General features: G+C 53.7%; 14 protein-coding genes. 8 read left to right on the top strand and 6 right to left on the bottom strand.

The genetic code is table 11. The features are described from left to right. Positions 1–22 precede the first annotated feature (22 nt). From MIM_RS15455 to gltX, 3 genes are all read right to left on the bottom strand, one after another. Positions 23–571, bottom strand: a complete 549-nt coding sequence (locus MIM_RS15455; RefSeq protein ID WP_025373662.1) for a YggT family protein — start codon at positions 569–571, stop codon at positions 23–25. 202 nt (positions 572–773) lie between these two features. Beyond that, entirely contained in the window at positions 774–1,565 is a 792-nt protein-coding gene (locus MIM_RS15450; RefSeq protein ID WP_025373661.1) for a histone H1-like DNA-binding protein, read from the bottom strand. Positions 1,566–2,320: 755 nt separating this feature from the next. Further along, entirely contained in the window at positions 2,321–3,736 is a 1,416-nt protein-coding gene (gene gltX / locus MIM_RS15445; RefSeq protein ID WP_025373660.1) for a glutamate--tRNA ligase, read from the bottom strand. 132 nt (positions 3,737–3,868) lie between these two features. On the opposite strand from gltX, the gene MIM_RS15440 reads away from it, so the two are divergent. After that, entirely contained in the window at positions 3,869–6,337 is a 2,469-nt protein-coding gene (locus MIM_RS15440; RefSeq protein ID WP_025373659.1) for a bifunctional acetate--CoA ligase family protein/GNAT family N-acetyltransferase, read from the top strand. A gap of 110 nt (positions 6,338–6,447) precedes the next feature. On the opposite strand, the gene MIM_RS15435 is transcribed toward MIM_RS15440, so the two are convergent. Together MIM_RS15435 and yjgA are read right to left on the bottom strand one after the other, a co-directional pair. Further along, positions 6,448–7,134 (bottom strand): alpha/beta hydrolase, encoded by a 687-nt coding sequence (locus MIM_RS15435; RefSeq protein WP_025373658.1) that lies wholly within the window; start codon positions 7,132–7,134, stop codon positions 6,448–6,450. A 5-nt stretch (positions 7,135–7,139) separates the two neighbouring features. Next, on the bottom strand, positions 7,140–7,679 hold the full coding sequence (gene yjgA, locus MIM_RS15430) for a ribosome biogenesis factor YjgA (RefSeq protein WP_025373657.1): 540 nt from the start codon (positions 7,677–7,679) through the stop codon (positions 7,140–7,142). A gap of 94 nt (positions 7,680–7,773) precedes the next feature. Here yjgA and pmbA point away from each other — a divergent pair, with 94 nt between their 5' ends. The 7 genes from pmbA to erpA all read left to right on the top strand — a co-directional run bounded on the left by pmbA (position 7,774) and on the right by erpA (position 13,990). Further along, a complete protein-coding gene (gene pmbA / locus MIM_RS15425; RefSeq protein ID WP_042070412.1) occupies positions 7,774–9,111 on the top strand; it encodes a metalloprotease PmbA in 1,338 nt (445 codons plus the stop codon). 117 nt (positions 9,112–9,228) lie between these two features. Beyond that, positions 9,229–10,329 carry a TRAP transporter substrate-binding protein gene (locus MIM_RS15420; protein ID WP_025373655.1) on the top strand — a complete coding sequence of 367 codons (1,101 nt, stop codon included), beginning with the start codon at positions 9,229–9,231 and terminating at the stop codon, positions 10,327–10,329. A 512-nt stretch (positions 10,330–10,841) separates the two neighbouring features. Further along, positions 10,842–11,270 carry a 50S ribosomal protein L13 gene (rplM, locus tag MIM_RS15410; protein ID WP_025373653.1) on the top strand — a complete coding sequence of 143 codons (429 nt, stop codon included), beginning with the start codon at positions 10,842–10,844 and terminating at the stop codon, positions 11,268–11,270. A 9-nt stretch (positions 11,271–11,279) separates the two neighbouring features. Beyond that, entirely contained in the window at positions 11,280–11,672 is a 393-nt protein-coding gene (gene rpsI, locus MIM_RS15405; RefSeq protein WP_025373652.1) for a 30S ribosomal protein S9, read from the top strand. Between the two features lie 104 nt (positions 11,673–11,776). Further along, positions 11,777–12,832, top strand: a complete 1,056-nt coding sequence (gene argC / locus MIM_RS15400; protein WP_025373651.1) for an N-acetyl-gamma-glutamyl-phosphate reductase — start codon at positions 11,777–11,779, stop codon at positions 12,830–12,832. 10 nt (positions 12,833–12,842) lie between these two features. Continuing rightward, positions 12,843–13,559 carry a DUF6776 family protein gene (locus MIM_RS15395; RefSeq protein ID WP_025373650.1) on the top strand — a complete coding sequence of 239 codons (717 nt, stop codon included), beginning with the start codon at positions 12,843–12,845 and terminating at the stop codon, positions 13,557–13,559. 62 nt (positions 13,560–13,621) lie between these two features. After that, positions 13,622–13,990: an iron-sulfur cluster insertion protein ErpA gene (erpA, locus tag MIM_RS15390; protein ID WP_014749818.1), complete on the top strand. Its 369-nt coding sequence runs from the start codon at positions 13,622–13,624 to the stop codon at positions 13,988–13,990. A gap of 230 nt (positions 13,991–14,220) precedes the next feature. Here the strand turns inward: erpA and MIM_RS15385 are convergent, their stop codons facing one another. Continuing rightward, positions 14,221–15,336: an anhydro-N-acetylmuramic acid kinase gene (locus tag MIM_RS15385; RefSeq protein ID WP_025373649.1), complete on the bottom strand. Its 1,116-nt coding sequence runs from the start codon at positions 15,334–15,336 to the stop codon at positions 14,221–14,223. Between the last annotated feature and the right edge of the window lie 71 nt (positions 15,337–15,407).

The following is a 15,407-nucleotide window of genomic DNA, read 5'->3' as shown; positions in this document are numbered from 1 at the left end:
GTTCCAGAGGCCACAATAAATCTTAAAAAGGCATCAGGCCGGCAAGGACGATTTGCAGCACCTGCAAAATAAGAATCAGCACCAGCGGTGAGAAATCGATCATTCCCGTCCGCGGCATCAGGCGACGGATCGGATCAAGTAATGGGGCCAGCAGCGTATTGAGGACTGGCATCACCGGTTGCATGGGGTTGACCCACGACAGGATTGCCTGAAAAATGCAAAGCCAGGTGGCCAGGCTCAGCGCCCATTTCACGGTCATCAGCAAGGCGACCACGGGCAGGCGCACGAGCAGACCGTCTGCAAACCCAAAACCGCTCACCGCCATCATCAGCAGCAGTTCTACGGCGGCGCAAATAAACGCCATGAGTAAAGAGGCGCTATCTATCTTGTTTCCTGTTGGCAGAATCGTGCGCAAGGGGACGACAGCCCAGTCGGTAACGTTATTGATCAGGCGGGCGTAAGGAGTAAACGGGTGGATCCGTACCCAGTACATCCAGGCTCTGAGCAGAAAGACAGAAATCAGCAGCGAGAATACTGTCGAAATCAGAAATGTGAGGATGGAAGAAATCATGATAGATGGGCCTGAACAAAATAAAAAAACCGCCCAACCAAAGGTCGGACGGCTTGATCAATACAACTGCGGCCCGCTTCGATCGGCCCGTTTGAACCAGATCTGAGCGGCAATGCAGGAGGTGATCTGAACCTCCTGCATCTCTGTTATGAATGTGCTGTCCGGAAGGGCAACATCATTATAACCGGACTGGTGCCGCGTCTTAGGGACGACCACCCGTTGGGAATGGCCATGCTGCAGACGTATTGCTTGCGGTTTTTGCATCATCGGCTGACACGGTTTCTGCTACCGGTGCAGCCGGTGCTTTTTTCACGACTGGCTTTTTGGCAGCAGGTGTCTTCCTAGCGACCGGCTTTTTTGCAGGTGCCTTTTTCGCTACCGTTTTAGCAGGCGCCTTTTTGGCCACTGCTTTTTTAGCGACGACCTTTTTAGCAACGGCTTTTTTAGCTACTGCTTTCTTGGCTGGTGCTTTTTTAGCGACGACCTTTTTGGCAACGGCTTTCTTGGCTGGCGCTTTTTTGGCGACAGCTTTTTTAGCTACTGCTTTCTTGGCTGGTGCTTTTTTAGCGACGACCTTCTTGGCAACGGCTTTCTTGGCTGGCGCTTTTTTGGCGACGGCTTTTTTAGCTACTGCTTTCTTGGCCGGTGCTTTTTTAGCGACGGCTTTTTTAGCTACTGCTTTCTTGGCTGGTGCTTTTTTAGCGACGGCTTTTTTAGCTACTGCTTTCTTGGCTGGTGCTTTTTTAGCGACGACCTTTTTAGCTACTGCTTTCTTGGCTGGCGCTTTTTTGGCGACGGCTTTTTTAGCTACGACTTTCTTGGCTGGCGCTTTTTTGGCGACTGTTTTTTTAGCCACTACTTTTTTAGCAACGACTTTTTTGGCAGGTGTTTTCTTCACAACTGCTTTCTTTGCAGGTGCCTTTTTGGCGACTGCTTTCTTGGCTGCAGGTTTAGCTGCAGCTTTCTTTACAGCTTTCTTGGCGGTAGTAGCCATGATATTGCTCCTTAGAAAGGGTCCTAATCACAAATAGAAAATACATCTACGTAGATATAATTCAAGACAAGCAACGAAAGAGCTTGGCTTAACTACCATTTGATATGTTCCCCACGCTGTGTGCGAAACATCTCAAATGGATCTGATGAAATGAATTCAAATTTCATCATAAGCGTAAGGGTAACGCATAACGTCGCATAACGAAAGAATTTCTTATTGATATTATTGGCTTAACTCAATTTATTGAGCTCTCAGGCCGGTTGATTTGGTGTTTTGTATTCGTCTGAAATTTTCATCTTGCGCATGCACAGTGATTTTTCAAATCACTCTTCGTCATTTCAACTGTGTTTTTTTGCCGCGAATGTACATGCACGACTGGCGGCTTTCAAAACATGTTCTACCTTGGTCTGGTATTCCTGAGAATACGGGTGATGTTTCGCAAAGCCAGTGTTTATAACGCTCTGCGTCCTGTGCCTGATTTTTTAAAGCCGCCATGCAGGCGAACCGGCGTTGCGAAGATAGTGTTCCTGGCTGTTTGTTTATGGGGCTTTGTCCGGGTTCCCTGAGTGGCCAGTTGCATTCGAAAGCATGATCCTGGTGATACTGCACAAGCGCTTGCCTGTGTGCTTTGCGATGTTTTGTTAAAAACCAACATTTTTGCAACAGCAGATACGTTCAAAAGAACAAAACGCTGCGATTGAAGCAGCGTTTTGTTCTTGCGGCATGATTTTAATCTGCCGGGTTTGTGGTGATCGTTAAACCTGATTCAGTCGTTGCAGAACGAGATCACGACCCAGAATGGCAAGGACGGCATCAATGGCCGGCGTTTGTTTTTGGCCGGTAACGGCAACGCGCAATGGGATACCAAGTTGCGGCATCTTCAAACCGTTGTCGGCCAGAAACTGTTTGACCAGTGCCGCCAGGGTTGGCACATCCCATGCGTCAAGCGCAGCCGCTGCGGTGGCGAATTTTTTCAGGGTTGCACGCGCTTCATCGGTCAGTACCGTAGCAGCAAGCTGAGCATCTGCAGGCTGATAAGGGGCACAAAAGAGCATCGCGTTATCGGCCAGTTGTTCAAGTGTCTCTGCCCGATCACGGAACAGATTCAAAATGGCGACCAGATCGAGGTCTTCCGTGTTGCCGCCGCGTGCCGCAATACGTGGCGCAACATGGGCAACCAATGCGTCGTCGGTGAGTTCCCTGATGTAGTGTGCATTGACCCAATTGAGTTTTTTGGGATCCCATTGCGCGGCGGACTTCGATAGATTGCGCGTATCGAACCACTGCACAAACTGCTCGCGCGAGAACAATTCCTGGTCGCCATGGCTCCAACCCAGGCGGGCCAGATAGTTGATCATTGCTTCAGGCAAATAGCCCTGTGTATCGTATTCCATGACACTGACTGCGCCGTGGCGCTTGGAAAGTTTCTGGCCGTCAGGCCCGAGAATCATCGGCAGGTGTCCATACTCGGGCACGGGTGCGCCCAGCGCTTTCAGAATGTTGATCTGACGAGGCGTGTTGTTGACGTGGTCGTCGCCGCGAATCACATGAGTGATTTGCATGTCGTGATCGTCGACCACCACACAGAAGTTATAGGTTGGTGTGCCATCGGGACGGGCAATAATCAGATCATCCAGTTCGGCGTTGTCGATTGAAATGGGCCCCTTGAGCATATCGTTCCAGGTCACGACGCCTTCTGTCGGGTTGCGGAACCTGACAACCGGCTTGCGTCCTTCCGGTACGGGTGGCAGTGCTTTACCAGGCTCAGGGCGCCAGGTGCCATCATATTTTGGCTTGCGTCCCTGCGCCTTGGCCAGTTCGCGCATTTGCTCCACTTCTTCCGGGCTGCTATAGCAGTAGTAGGCAGTGCCTGCGTCCAGCATGGTAGCCAGCACTTCTTTATAGCGATCGATGCGCTGCATCTGATAGAAAGGGCCTTCGTCTGCATCCAGTGACAGCCATTTCATACCGTCCAGAATGGCCTGTACCGCCTGTGGCGTAGAACGCTGCACATCGGTATCCTCCACGCGCAGCACGAATGTGCCATTGTGATGGCGGGCGAAGGCCCAGGAAAACAGGGCGGTGCGTGCGCCACCCAGGTGAAGATAACCGGTAGGAGAGGGGGCGAACCGGGTGCGGACTGCTGTCGGGGCAGATTGGGGCGTATTCATTGTGATTGCTCGGCAATTGGATAAATCAGAAGAGAGTCAGTTTAAAATGTTATGAATGGCCAGAGCAAATGAATCAGCTGTTTATATAAAAAGATATGGCCCGTTCAAATCATTCAACCGTCAAGAGGATGTATGTTGCGCCACCGACTCGCGGCATTTTTTGAACCACGCTCGCTATGTGTTGTTGCCGACACCGAGCTTGCCGTTTTCACGCAGGTTCCAGCCTACCTGCGGTCCGCCACCGATTTACTACCGCTGCCAGACGACCCTGCCTTGGCGCAGCAACAGCTGTCGCAGTGGACAATGACGCCTGGCCGTGACCTTGCCGTGATTTGTGTCCGGTCCGGGTTGCTGGCTGCTGTTCTGCAGCAAATGGCAGTGGCGCCCCCGCGTGCGCTACTGTTGTTGCCCGGTCAGGTGGTTGATCAGGCGCCGCAGGACACCCGTGATCTGATTCAGGCCTGGTGTCAGGAGCATAGCGTCATGCTGCTGGGGCCGCGCGCTTTCGGTATTTATCGACCGCATCTGAATCTGAACCTGAGTCTGGCGCAGATGCAGCCGCGCGCAGGACGGATTGCCGTGATATCGCAATCGCGCATGCTGTTGCGTTCTATCATCGACTGGGCCGAAGATGTCAATTTGGGATTGTCTGCTGCCGTATCGCTGGGAGAGGTGACCGATGTTGATCTGCCGGAACTGGTGGAGTATCTGGCCACCGATCCGCGCACAGACAGCATTGCCTTGTACCTGGATAAACTCACTTCGGGCAGGGAACTGATCAGTGCGTTGCGCGCTGCATCCAGTGTGAAACCGGTGATTGTATTGCGTGCCGGTCGCTCCGATGCGGAACTGTCCGGCAGTGATGCAGTGCTGGATGCAGCGCTCAGGCGGGCAGGCGCGATTCGCGTGAATTATTTTGTTGAACTGTTTGCCGCCATCAAGGCCATGTCCTACGCCAGAAGACCGCGCGGCGGCAAGATTGCCATGCTGGCCAATGGCCGTGCGTCGGCGCAGCTGGTGCAGGATGCGATTCCTGCTGAAAGTTCCATGTTGATGGCGACCCTGACCCAGGGTACGGTCAAGTGTCTGAGCGAAATTTTTGGCGTTAGCACCCTGGTTGATAATCCGGTGATTCCCTATGTGCCGCTCACGCCCGATGCGCTGATTGAAGGCTTGCGCTGTCTGATTGCAGATAGTCAGGTAGATGCAGTCATGGTGATTCTGGCGCCGGATGAGTTTTGTGATATGCCCAAAGTGGTTGAGGCGCTGGCCGCATTCGCGCCCGGTGCGAGCAAGCCTATCGTGACCTGCCTGCTGGGAGAAGCCAAAATGCGTCCCCTGCGCCGGCTGCTGGATCAAACCGGTATGCCAGCCTTTCGCACGCCGGAAACGGCGCTCAGTGCGGTTTTGTCACTTACGTCCTATCACTATAATCAGCAACTGCTGCAGCAAACCCGTTATGTACATTCCGGACAGCGGCCGGCAGAGCTGGAACAGGCACGCGCGATTCTGGAGGCCGCCGGCAGGGAGGGGGGCGATCAGCTTTCTCGTGAACAATGTATTGCGCTGCTGGAGTGCTTTCACCCGGATGTGCACTGGGAGCGTGACGAAGAAGATGAACATTTCAGTACGCAGGACGACGTTCCTTCGGTCATGATTCGTGTCAGTCGCGATCCGATTTTCGGGCCATGGATCTGGTTTGGCGAAGGCGGACATTTGGTGCGCTTTTCTGCTTCGGATCGGGGTGTGGATCTGCCGCCGCTCAATCTGAATCTGGCTGGTAAGCTGATCGAGCGCAGCCGCGTCTGGCGCCAGGAGCTGCAATCTTATGTAGAGCCGCAGATTCTGCGCAAATTGCAGGGATTGCTGGAAACCATCAGCGAAATGGTCAGCGAATTGCCTGCCATTGAATCTGTTGAGCTCGATCCGATTGTCCTTGGCTATCGGGACTTGCATATCCACGAAATCAACATCAGGCTGGATGTCTCAACGCCTGTCGCGATTCCGCAGAAAACCGGCTTCAGCCATATGGCGATTTATCCGTATCCGACGCATCTGGTTCAGAGTCGCGTGTTTGCAGATGGCTCACCCTGGGTGTTGCGTCCCATTCGTCCCGAGGATGCCGACGCGTTACAGGATTTCATTCGCGGGCTTTCGGAAAAATCACGCTATATGCGTTTCGTGTCCATGATGCGAGAGCTGACGCCCAAGATGCTCACTCGTTATACGTATGTAGATTATCATCGCGAACTTGCGCTGGTCGCGACCACCCAAATCCCGAATCCGGCTAACCGCGGCTTACCGCAAGAGATCATTATCGGTCTGGCGCATTACCTGCGCAATGCTGATGGTGTGGGTGCTGAATATGCGCTGGTTATCAGTGATGAATGGCAGAAGCGCGGTCTTGGACGTAGCTTGATGGATGCGCTTATTCTGGCCGCCCGTCAGCAGCAACTGAGCTATCTTGAAGGCGTGGTGCTGTCAAGTAATCGACCCATGCTGCATCTGATGACATCACTCGGGTTCATCAACGAAGAGGATGCGGAGGACCCGTCGATGCGCCGGGTCTGGCTGCCCTTGAACCTGGAAGAGCAGGGCTGATACGTTAAGATTAATCATTCATTGCCGTCAATCATCTTTATTGACGGCAATTTTTTTTCCGGCAGGAAAAATCGTTGAACGCCCATAGTGGGCAAAGGGCAGCGTAACGATTACGGTGTGATTTTTTGCAAAAAGGCAGAGATATCCTTGATCTCATCCAGATTGACCGAGTGCGCCATTGGGTAGGTACGCCATTCGGTTTGGCTGTATTTGTTTGCCAGTAACCATTCGCGCGTTTGCTGGGCAAAGCGGATATCAACGACCGGGTCATACGTGCCGTGCGCAATGAAAATCGGCATGTCCAGGTTGGCCGTGTTATGTTCTGCGGCGGTTTTGTCTGCCATCGGCAGATAACCCGACAGGCAGATCAGGCCGGCGAGTTTCTTTGGCGAGCGCAAGCCGGTCTGATAGGCCATCGCGCAGCCCTGGGAAAAGCCGGCAAGGATAATGTTTTCAGTAGGCACGCCGCGTTCATTTTCCCGTTTGATCAGCGCTTCGATCGCGGCCTGGGAAGTACGCAAGCCCGATTCGTCCACATCACGGCTGACATTGCTCAGCGCGATAATGTCATACCAGGCGCGCATGGGCATCTGGTTATTGATGGTGACGGGACGCACTGGCGCATTTGGAAAAACGAAACGAATGCGTTTGTTGGCCGGCAGATGCAATTCGGGGATAACGGGTACGAAATCATTGGCATCGGCACCTAGCCCATGCATCCAGATAACCGAATGAGTGGGCGCAAGCGTTTTATCACTGCCGTGTTCGATTTCCACGCAGTCCAGTAATTTTTCCATGTGATTTATTCCTTGGTCAGCAAAAGCTTGATGGCCTGAAAAAGGGCCCGATAGTGTTTGCGTTGGGGTTCATGTCCGGCTGCCAGCGCTGCGTTCTGATCGCGTTCGCGGCGCGCGCCGCGAATCAGGGTGCGCAGGGCCTGAGCATCGGCTTCGGGATAATCATTCAGCAGGCGGGTGAGGGCATCGTCTTCTTCAATCAGGCGATCGCGCAGCGTTTCCATGCGGTGCATATTGGCTGTTTGTTCGCGTGAACCGTTTTCCCATTCGTCCATTTTTTTTGCGATCGCCGCAGTATCTGCGGTGCGCAGCAGCTTGCCGACATAGTGAATTTGCCGGCGTTTGCCTTCACGCCCGGTGATTTTTTGTGCCGTGCGGATAGCTTCGAAGGTATTGTCGTCCAGATCCAGTTGCTTGACTTTTTCCAGTGGCAATTCCACTACCTGCTTGCCCAGCTCCAGAATGGCAAGCAGTTCACGCTTTACCTGAGATTTGCTGGGACGGTCATAAAGCGGTCCGTCATCGCTCTGATCTGCATTCTGCATACATCGCTGTCAATAAAATGGTTAATATGTCAGTATGATAACCGCCTAATGTGAAGCCGTCATAATGAATTCCAGATTGAATCCGAAATCCTCTATGCCCCATACTCAACCCGACTTTGAAGAACTTGTTCAACTGGCGCTGTCTCATGCCAAACAGCAGGGTGCCAGCGATGCCGCTGCCGAAGTGTCCGAATCAGGCGGTTTGTCTGTTTCGGTACGCAAGGGAAATATTGAAACCGTTGAAAAAACCCAGGATCGTTCTCTGGGCGTGACTGTTTATGCCGGTCATGCACGTGGCTCTGCTTCAACCTCAGATCTGTCGGCCGCTGCGATCCGTGAAACGGTCGAGGCCGCCTGGAATATTGCCAAGTACACGGCCAACGACGAAGCTGCCGGTCTGCCCGACGTAGCGGATCTGGCGGTGGAGCAGCCCGATCTGGAGTTGCATCGTCCCTGGAATATTTCATCGGAAGAGGCGGCGGAGCTGGCCATCGAGGCCGAAGCCGCAGCGCTGGACTATAGCAAACAGATTACCAATTCAGAAGGCGCAGGCGTCGATACCTATCAGGGGCGCTTTGTGCTGGCCAACTCACGCGGATTTATGGGCGGCTATCCCTATTCCCGTCACGGCATGTCGGTCACGGCCATTGCCGGTAAGGGCAATAATATGCACCGAGATTATTGGTATACCGCTGATCGCTACCCCGAGCGGCTGGCTAAAGGCACCGATGTCGGGGTATATGCGGCTCAGCGCGCGCTGTCACGACTGTCGGCACGGCGTATCGGCACCGGCAAATATCCGGTTCTGTTTGAAGCGCCGCTGGCGCTGGGCCTGCTTGGCGCACTCACCCAGGCCATCAGTGGCGGCGCGCTGTACCGTAAATCTACGTTTCTGCTGGACTCGCTGGGTAAGCAGGTCATGGCCGATCATCTGCAGATCAGTGAAAACCCATTCATTAAAGGTGCACTGGGCAGTTCTGCCTTCGATGATGAAGGTGTACAAACCCGTGCCCGTCAATTGCTGACCGACGGCGTACTCAACGGCTATCTGCTATCTACTTATACCGCACGCAAACTGGGCATGCGCACAACTGGTAATGCGGGTGGTTCGCACAACCTGCTGCTTAGCTCTTCGCTAACCGAACGCGCCGATGATCTGCCGGCCATGCTGAAAAAGATGGGCACCGGTATCCTGGTGACCGAGCTGATCGGCCAGGGGGTGAACTACGTGACGGGCGACTATTCCCGTGGCGCTTTTGGCTACTGGGTGGAAAACGGTGAAATCCAGCACGCGATCACCGAATTTACGATTGCCGGCAATCTCAGAGATATGTTCCTGAATATTGTGGGTATTGGCAGTGATGTGATTACGCGGGGTTCCAAAACCACCGGCTCCATTCTGATTGATTCAATGGCCATCGCCGGACAGTAGTCCGACCACAGGGAAACTACTTAATCCGCAGTAACGCACTATGTAATCGGGCATAGTGCGTGTATATTGAGCTGGTTAATTTTTCCAAGAACAACGAAATACATCGGAGTAGCCAATATGCAACGTCGTTCCTTCCTCAAAAAAGCAGGTCTGGGCGCAGTGGCCAGCACGGGCGTTATCGCCGCCCCTGTCATTGCCCAGGAAAACCCCGCAGTCAAATGGCGCATGGCGTCCAGCTTTCCGCGCAGCCTGGTCGCGCTGTTCGGTTCAGGGGACCGTTTTACCAAATATGTTAAAGAAGCCACCGATGGCAATCTGCAGATTGATCTGTTTCCCGCTGGCGAAATTGTGCCCGCCCTGCAGGTGCTGGACGCGGTCTCCAACGGTACGGTCCAGGCTGGTCACACTTGCGGCTATTATTATTTAGGCAAAAATCCGTCGTTTTGTTTCGATACGGCGGTGCCCTTCGGCCTGAATGCCCGCCAGTTGAATGCCTGGATGCTCGAAGGCAACGGTAAAAAACTGATGCGTGATTTGTTTGCCAAGGTCAATATTGTTAACTGCCCTCTGGGCAATACCGGTACGCAAATGGGTGGCTGGTTCCGTAAGGAAATCAAGTCTCTGGATGACCTCAAGGGTCTGAAAATGCGTACCGCCGGTCTGGCTGGTGAAGTCCTGGCCAAACTGGGTGTGGTGCCTCAGCAGATCGCCGGTGGCGATATTTATCCCTCACTGGAAAAAGGCACGCTGGACGCCGTGGAGTTTGTTGGCCCGCTGGACGATGAAAAGCTTGGTTTCAATAAAGTGGCCAAGTACTACTACTATCCCGGATTCTGGGAAGGTGGTGCGCAGGTATCGGCCTATTTCAACAAAGAGGCGTTCGAGAAACTGCCCAAAAACTATCAGGCAATCATAGAGGCGGCTTCGCTTCGTGCTCATACCGAAATGATGGCGATGTACGACTCCATGAATCCGGGTGCATTACGTCGCCTGATTGCTGCTGGTGCCGTCCTCAAGGAATTCCCTAAAGAAATGATGGATGCGTCCTTTAAGGCCACTGCAGAAATTTACAAGAAATATTCAGATCAGGACGAAACGTTCAAAACGATCCTGGCCGATTATATGGCTTACCGCGATGATCTGATCCCCTGGTTCAACGTGGTGGAAGGCTCCTATACCCGCTACGTTGCCCACGCCGTATCGCAGGCGCGCAAATAAGCGGCCGGTCTTCTCGCCCTGTTCTTTGAGCAGGGTGTAAGCAGTGCACAAGCCATGCCCTTACTAATATAGGATGTATATAGGAGGGCGTGGCTTTATTGATAATGCCGGTTATGGGTTATCTGACTGGTTATTTGCGGGTTATTTGCGGTGCTGCCCGCACGCTTCCTTCAGATGGCATTTCCCGGCAAATGTCGCAGCTATGACACAAAATAATGAAAAATGCCTTCGCACCAGTTGGTGAATGCCGCTATTTCATTGTTTTATTTGAAAAAAAACATTTTGCATGTTAATATCACGGGCTTATCTGTGTTTTTTGCACTGTCGCCGGGTGGTTTGCGGCTATCGTATTTTCATACGTGGCTCCTGCTGGCCCAGTTTATAACGTTCAGGCAAAGCAGGTAAACCGTCGGATTGCGATCGCCGGCGCCGTCTGTATCCGTTTTTTCGGATATTGGGTCGTGTGTCCCCCGTGAGCGATCCGCTTCAAACTCAAATTTTAGGAATACATCATGAAGACCTTTGTGGCCAAGCCCCATGAAGTCAAACGTGACTGGTATGTTGTTGATGCAAAAGGCAAAGTCCTTGGTCGTGTAGCCAGCGAAGTTGCACGCCGTTTGCGCGGTAAACATAAGCCAGAATTTACCCCTCACGTTGACACCGGCGATTACATCGTCATTATTAACGCAGCCGAAATCGTTGTAACAGGCGCCAAGACAGAAGACAAAAAGTACTTCCGTCACTCTGGCTATCCTGGCGGTATCTACGAAACAAACTTCCGGAAAATGCAAGAGCGTTTCCCCGGTCGTGCGATCGAAAAAGCCGTTAAGGGCATGTTGCCAAAAGGTCCCCTGGGTTACGCCATGATCAAGAAGCTCAAGGTGTACGCGGGTGCCGAGCATCCTCATACTGCCCAGCAGCCTAAAACGCTGGAATTCTAAGGATAAATCATGATCGGTAATTGGAATTATGGAACGGGCCGTCGTAAAACGTCAGTGGCTCGTGTGTTTCTGAAAAAAGGTTCAGGTAATATTGTTGTCAACGGTAAACCAGTTGACCAGTATTTCGCTCGTGAAACAGGCCGCATGGTTGTTCGTCAGCCTCTGGTGCTCACAGAGATGGTTGAATCTTTCGATTTTCACATCAACGTACACGGCGGCGGCGAAAGCGGCCAGGCCGGTGCTGTGCGCCACGGTATCACCCGTGCGCTCATCGACTATGACGCTACGCTCAAGCCAGCGCTGTCAAAAGCCGGCTTCGTAACGCGTGACGCCCGTGAAGTTGAACGTAAGAAAGTGGGTTTCCACAAGGCGCGTCGTCGGAAGCAGTTCAGCAAACGCTAATTTGTTTCGCGACATGTCGAAAAGGCCGCTTTTGCGGCCTTTTTCTTTTGGATTCTTTATAATAGTTTTCTGCACTTAACTCTCTTAAAATGGATAGAAACACAATGGCTTCCTCCTCTTCAGCTGTCAAAGTCGGTATTGTTGGTGGTACGGGTTATACCGGAGTGGAGCTCTTGCGTCTGCTGTCCGCTCACCCGAATGTACAGTTGCATGCCATTACCTCGCGCAAGGAAGAGGGTATGCCGGTGTCTGCCATGTTCCCCAACCTGCGTGGCCATGTTGATCTGGCGTTCTCTACGCCGGAAAACGCCAAGCTGACTGAATGCGACGTGGTGTTTTTCGCAACGCCACACGGCGTGGCCATGGCGCAGGCGCGCGAGCTGATCGAAGCCGGCGTCAAAGTGATCGACCTGGCAGCTGATTTTCGCCTGCAGGATACGGCCGTATTTGAAAAATGGTACAAAATGCCGCATGGCTGCCCCGACATCCTGCGTGAGAGTGCATACGGGCTGGTTGAATTGAATCGTCAGAAAATTGCCGCCGCACAGGTCATTGGTAATCCTGGTTGTTACCCAACCACCGTTATTCTGGGTCTGGCTCCGCTGCTGGAGAAAAAGCTGATACAGATCGACAATATTATTGCCGACTGCAAATCCGGTGTGTCCGGTGCCGGCCGTAAGGCCGAAGTAAGCACACTGTTTTCCGAAGCCAGTGATAACTTCAAGGCCTACGGCGTTGCCGGTCACCGGCACCACCCGGAAATCACAGAGCAGCTTACTGCGCTGGCAGGCGAGCCGGTGAAACTCACGTTCGTGCCCCATTTGGTTCCCATGATTCGCGGCATGCTCTCCACCATTTACGTCAACATTAATGAAGACGCGCTGGATACAGACTTTCAGGCGCTGTATGAAACCCGGTACGCCAATGAGCAGTTCGTAGATGTCATGCCTGCCGGCAGTCAGCCGGAAACCAGATCGGTACGGGCTTCAAACACCCTGCGTATTGCAGTGAGCCGCCCTAATAACGGCAGCCAGCTCATTATCATTGTGGTGCAGGACAATCTGGTCAAGGGTGCCGCGGGTCAGGCTGTACAAAATATGAATCTGCTTTTTGGATTGCCTGAACAGGCCGGTCTGGGCGGCGTGGCTATTCTTCCCTGATCTGACGAGCATGTCCATGATTGCGCGTGGCTTTCTGTTTCTGGTGGGCGTCTCTTTAGGGGGCGGGGCGGCGTATTATTACACGCATAATATGATGCAGCGCGAAATGTTCACTCAGAAGACCGAACTGTCCGAGCAGCTGTCTCATGCGTTGTTGCAGGAGAAAATCAAGATGAAGGAGCTGCAAAACCGTCTGGATATCTCCGAGACGCAGATGACAATGGATCGGGCGACCATTGCAGAATACGAAAGTCAGGTCAAGAAGCTGCAGGATGACCTGTCGCGTACTTCCGAGCAGTTGTCCTTTTATGATGAGCTGGTCCCGGCCGGCCCGCAGGGCGCAATCAGTGTGCGCGGGTTTGATGCGGTTGTGGAAGGGCGGCGCGTCCGCTTCAAGGTGCTGGTGTCCCGACAGGCTCAGGCCGGCACGGTATTTACGGGCGAGCTTAAATTCACGGCAACCGGCACCTTAAATGGTGAAGAGGCCACGGCAGATCTGATTCCCGATACCGTTGAGCATGCCAGTACCGGTTCGGACAGCATTCCGGCTGTTACCGACTTGAAAAAACAGGCCCCGGCCCCAATATTGAAGCTGGATTTTGAAACCATTCAGCGTATCCAGGGTCTATTGATGTTCCCCGAGGGGTTTACCCCAAAAAAAATCACCATGAGCGTACTCGAAGGCAAGACAGTGCGTGCGTCGCGCACGGTCGATCTGTCTCGCTGATTGCGCCATATGGTAAAATGAATTTCTGCTAACGGTGGCTGTATCCCACCAGGAGTCTAAAAATGAGTACTGTTCTCGAATCTGTCGATCTGCAAGCCCCTCCCACCCCGTTGCTTTTTACCGAAGCGGCGGCCACCAAGGTTAAAGACCTGCTTATCGAGGAAGGTAACCCCGAGCTCAAGCTGCGCGTGTTCGTGCAGGGTGGCGGTTGTTCCGGCTTCCAGTATGGCTTCACCTTTGATGAGGTGATCAACGAAGACGACACCACGATCGATAAAAACGGCGTGCAGTTGCTGGTAGACCCAATGAGTTTTCAGTACCTGGTTGGTGCCGAGATCGACTATAAGGAAGATATCGAAGGCTCACAGTTTGTGATCCGTAATCCAAACGCGACCACAACCTGCGGCTGCGGCTCTTCGTTCTCGGTATAAGCACGAACGCAAAATAACCTGGCGCCTCTCAGAGGGGCGTTAAAAGAAATGCCTGGCAAATGCCTGGCGTGTCTGAATCAGGATAGTCGGTACAGACGATTCCCCGAAGACATATCGCGGCTGTTCTCTTGCGTGCTGCCCACAAGATTAATCCGGCTTCCCTGTTGCGGGGCGCCGGATTTTTTATTACCTGGTCTGTTTCCCCTGTTGTAAGGGCGTGTAGCCTGCATTTAAGCGGGGTACAGGCAACCCAGTATGGTCTTTTTGCGAGCGCCGGTGACCGATGGCGTACCCGCAGGGTAGCCGGACAAAAAGGCGTGGGCCAGCCAGGCAAAGGCCAGGGCTTCCATAGACTGCGAGGCAATACCATGGGCATCGCTGGTACTCAACTGTACCCCGGGCAGGCGGGCCTGCAGATCGTCCAGCAGTGCGCGGTTACCGGTACCGCCGCCGCACACAATCAGCGTCTGGCTATCGGCCGCATGGCGGCGGATGGCCTGGGCCACGGTTTCAGCCGTAAAGGCGCGCAATGTTGCCTGCACATCTTGCGGGGCAAGCGCCTCAAAGCCGGCAAGCCGCGCTTGCAGCCAGGCGTGGTTGAACAGATCCCGTCCGGTGGACTTGGGTGGCGGTAAATCCAGCCATGGCTCGCCGTCAATCAGCGCGTTCAGCAGCGGCGCATGCACCGTGCCGCCTGCTGACCACGCGCCGTCCTTATCGTATGGTTGCCCGGTATGAGCCAGACACCACATATCCAGCAACACATTGGCCGGTCCGGTATCGAAGCCGGTCACGTCGTGGCCTGGACGCAGGATGCTGATATTGGCTATCCCGCCCAGGTTCAGAACCGTGACCGTTTGCTCACCGGCAAAAATCGCTTCGTGAAAGGCCGGAACCAGCGGGGCGCCCTGACCGCCGGCGGCCACATCGCGGCTGCGAAAATCGGCGACTACCGCAATGCCGGACTTTTCTGCCAGGCGGGCCGGGGCGTTCAGCTGAATGGTGAAGCCTAATTCCGGGCGGTGTCTGACAGTTTGCCCGTGCGCGCCAATCGCGGCGATTTGGCTGGCAGGCAGGTCTGCCTGGGTCAGTAGGTCGCCTACTACCTGGGCGTACAAATCGGCCAGTTCGCAACTGGCCAGGCCGGCGCGTTCCAGCTCGTTATCGCCAGCCCGATTCAGGTCCAGTAATTGCGCTTTAAGTGCCTCCGGCATGGCGCGCGAGGCGGACGCCAGAATTTGCGGACGATCCGTGCCCTGAAAGGCAGCCAGCACGCCGTCGGCACCATCGGTGCTGGTGCCGGACATCAATCCGATCAAATAGCGGGGTTCCTGTGCCTGAGTCATGAGCATCTGCCTGGCCGAAAAGGGTATAATTTAACATTGAAATATGCGCAAAAGGGCGTTTATCCGGCTTG

It is taken from the genome of Advenella mimigardefordensis DPN7 (assembly GCF_000521505.1).
Classification (GTDB): Bacteria; Pseudomonadota; Gammaproteobacteria; order Burkholderiales; family Burkholderiaceae_B; genus Advenella; species Advenella mimigardefordensis.
Note: the sequence above shows the minus strand (reverse complement) of the source record. Positions and strands in the feature narration are given on the sequence as shown.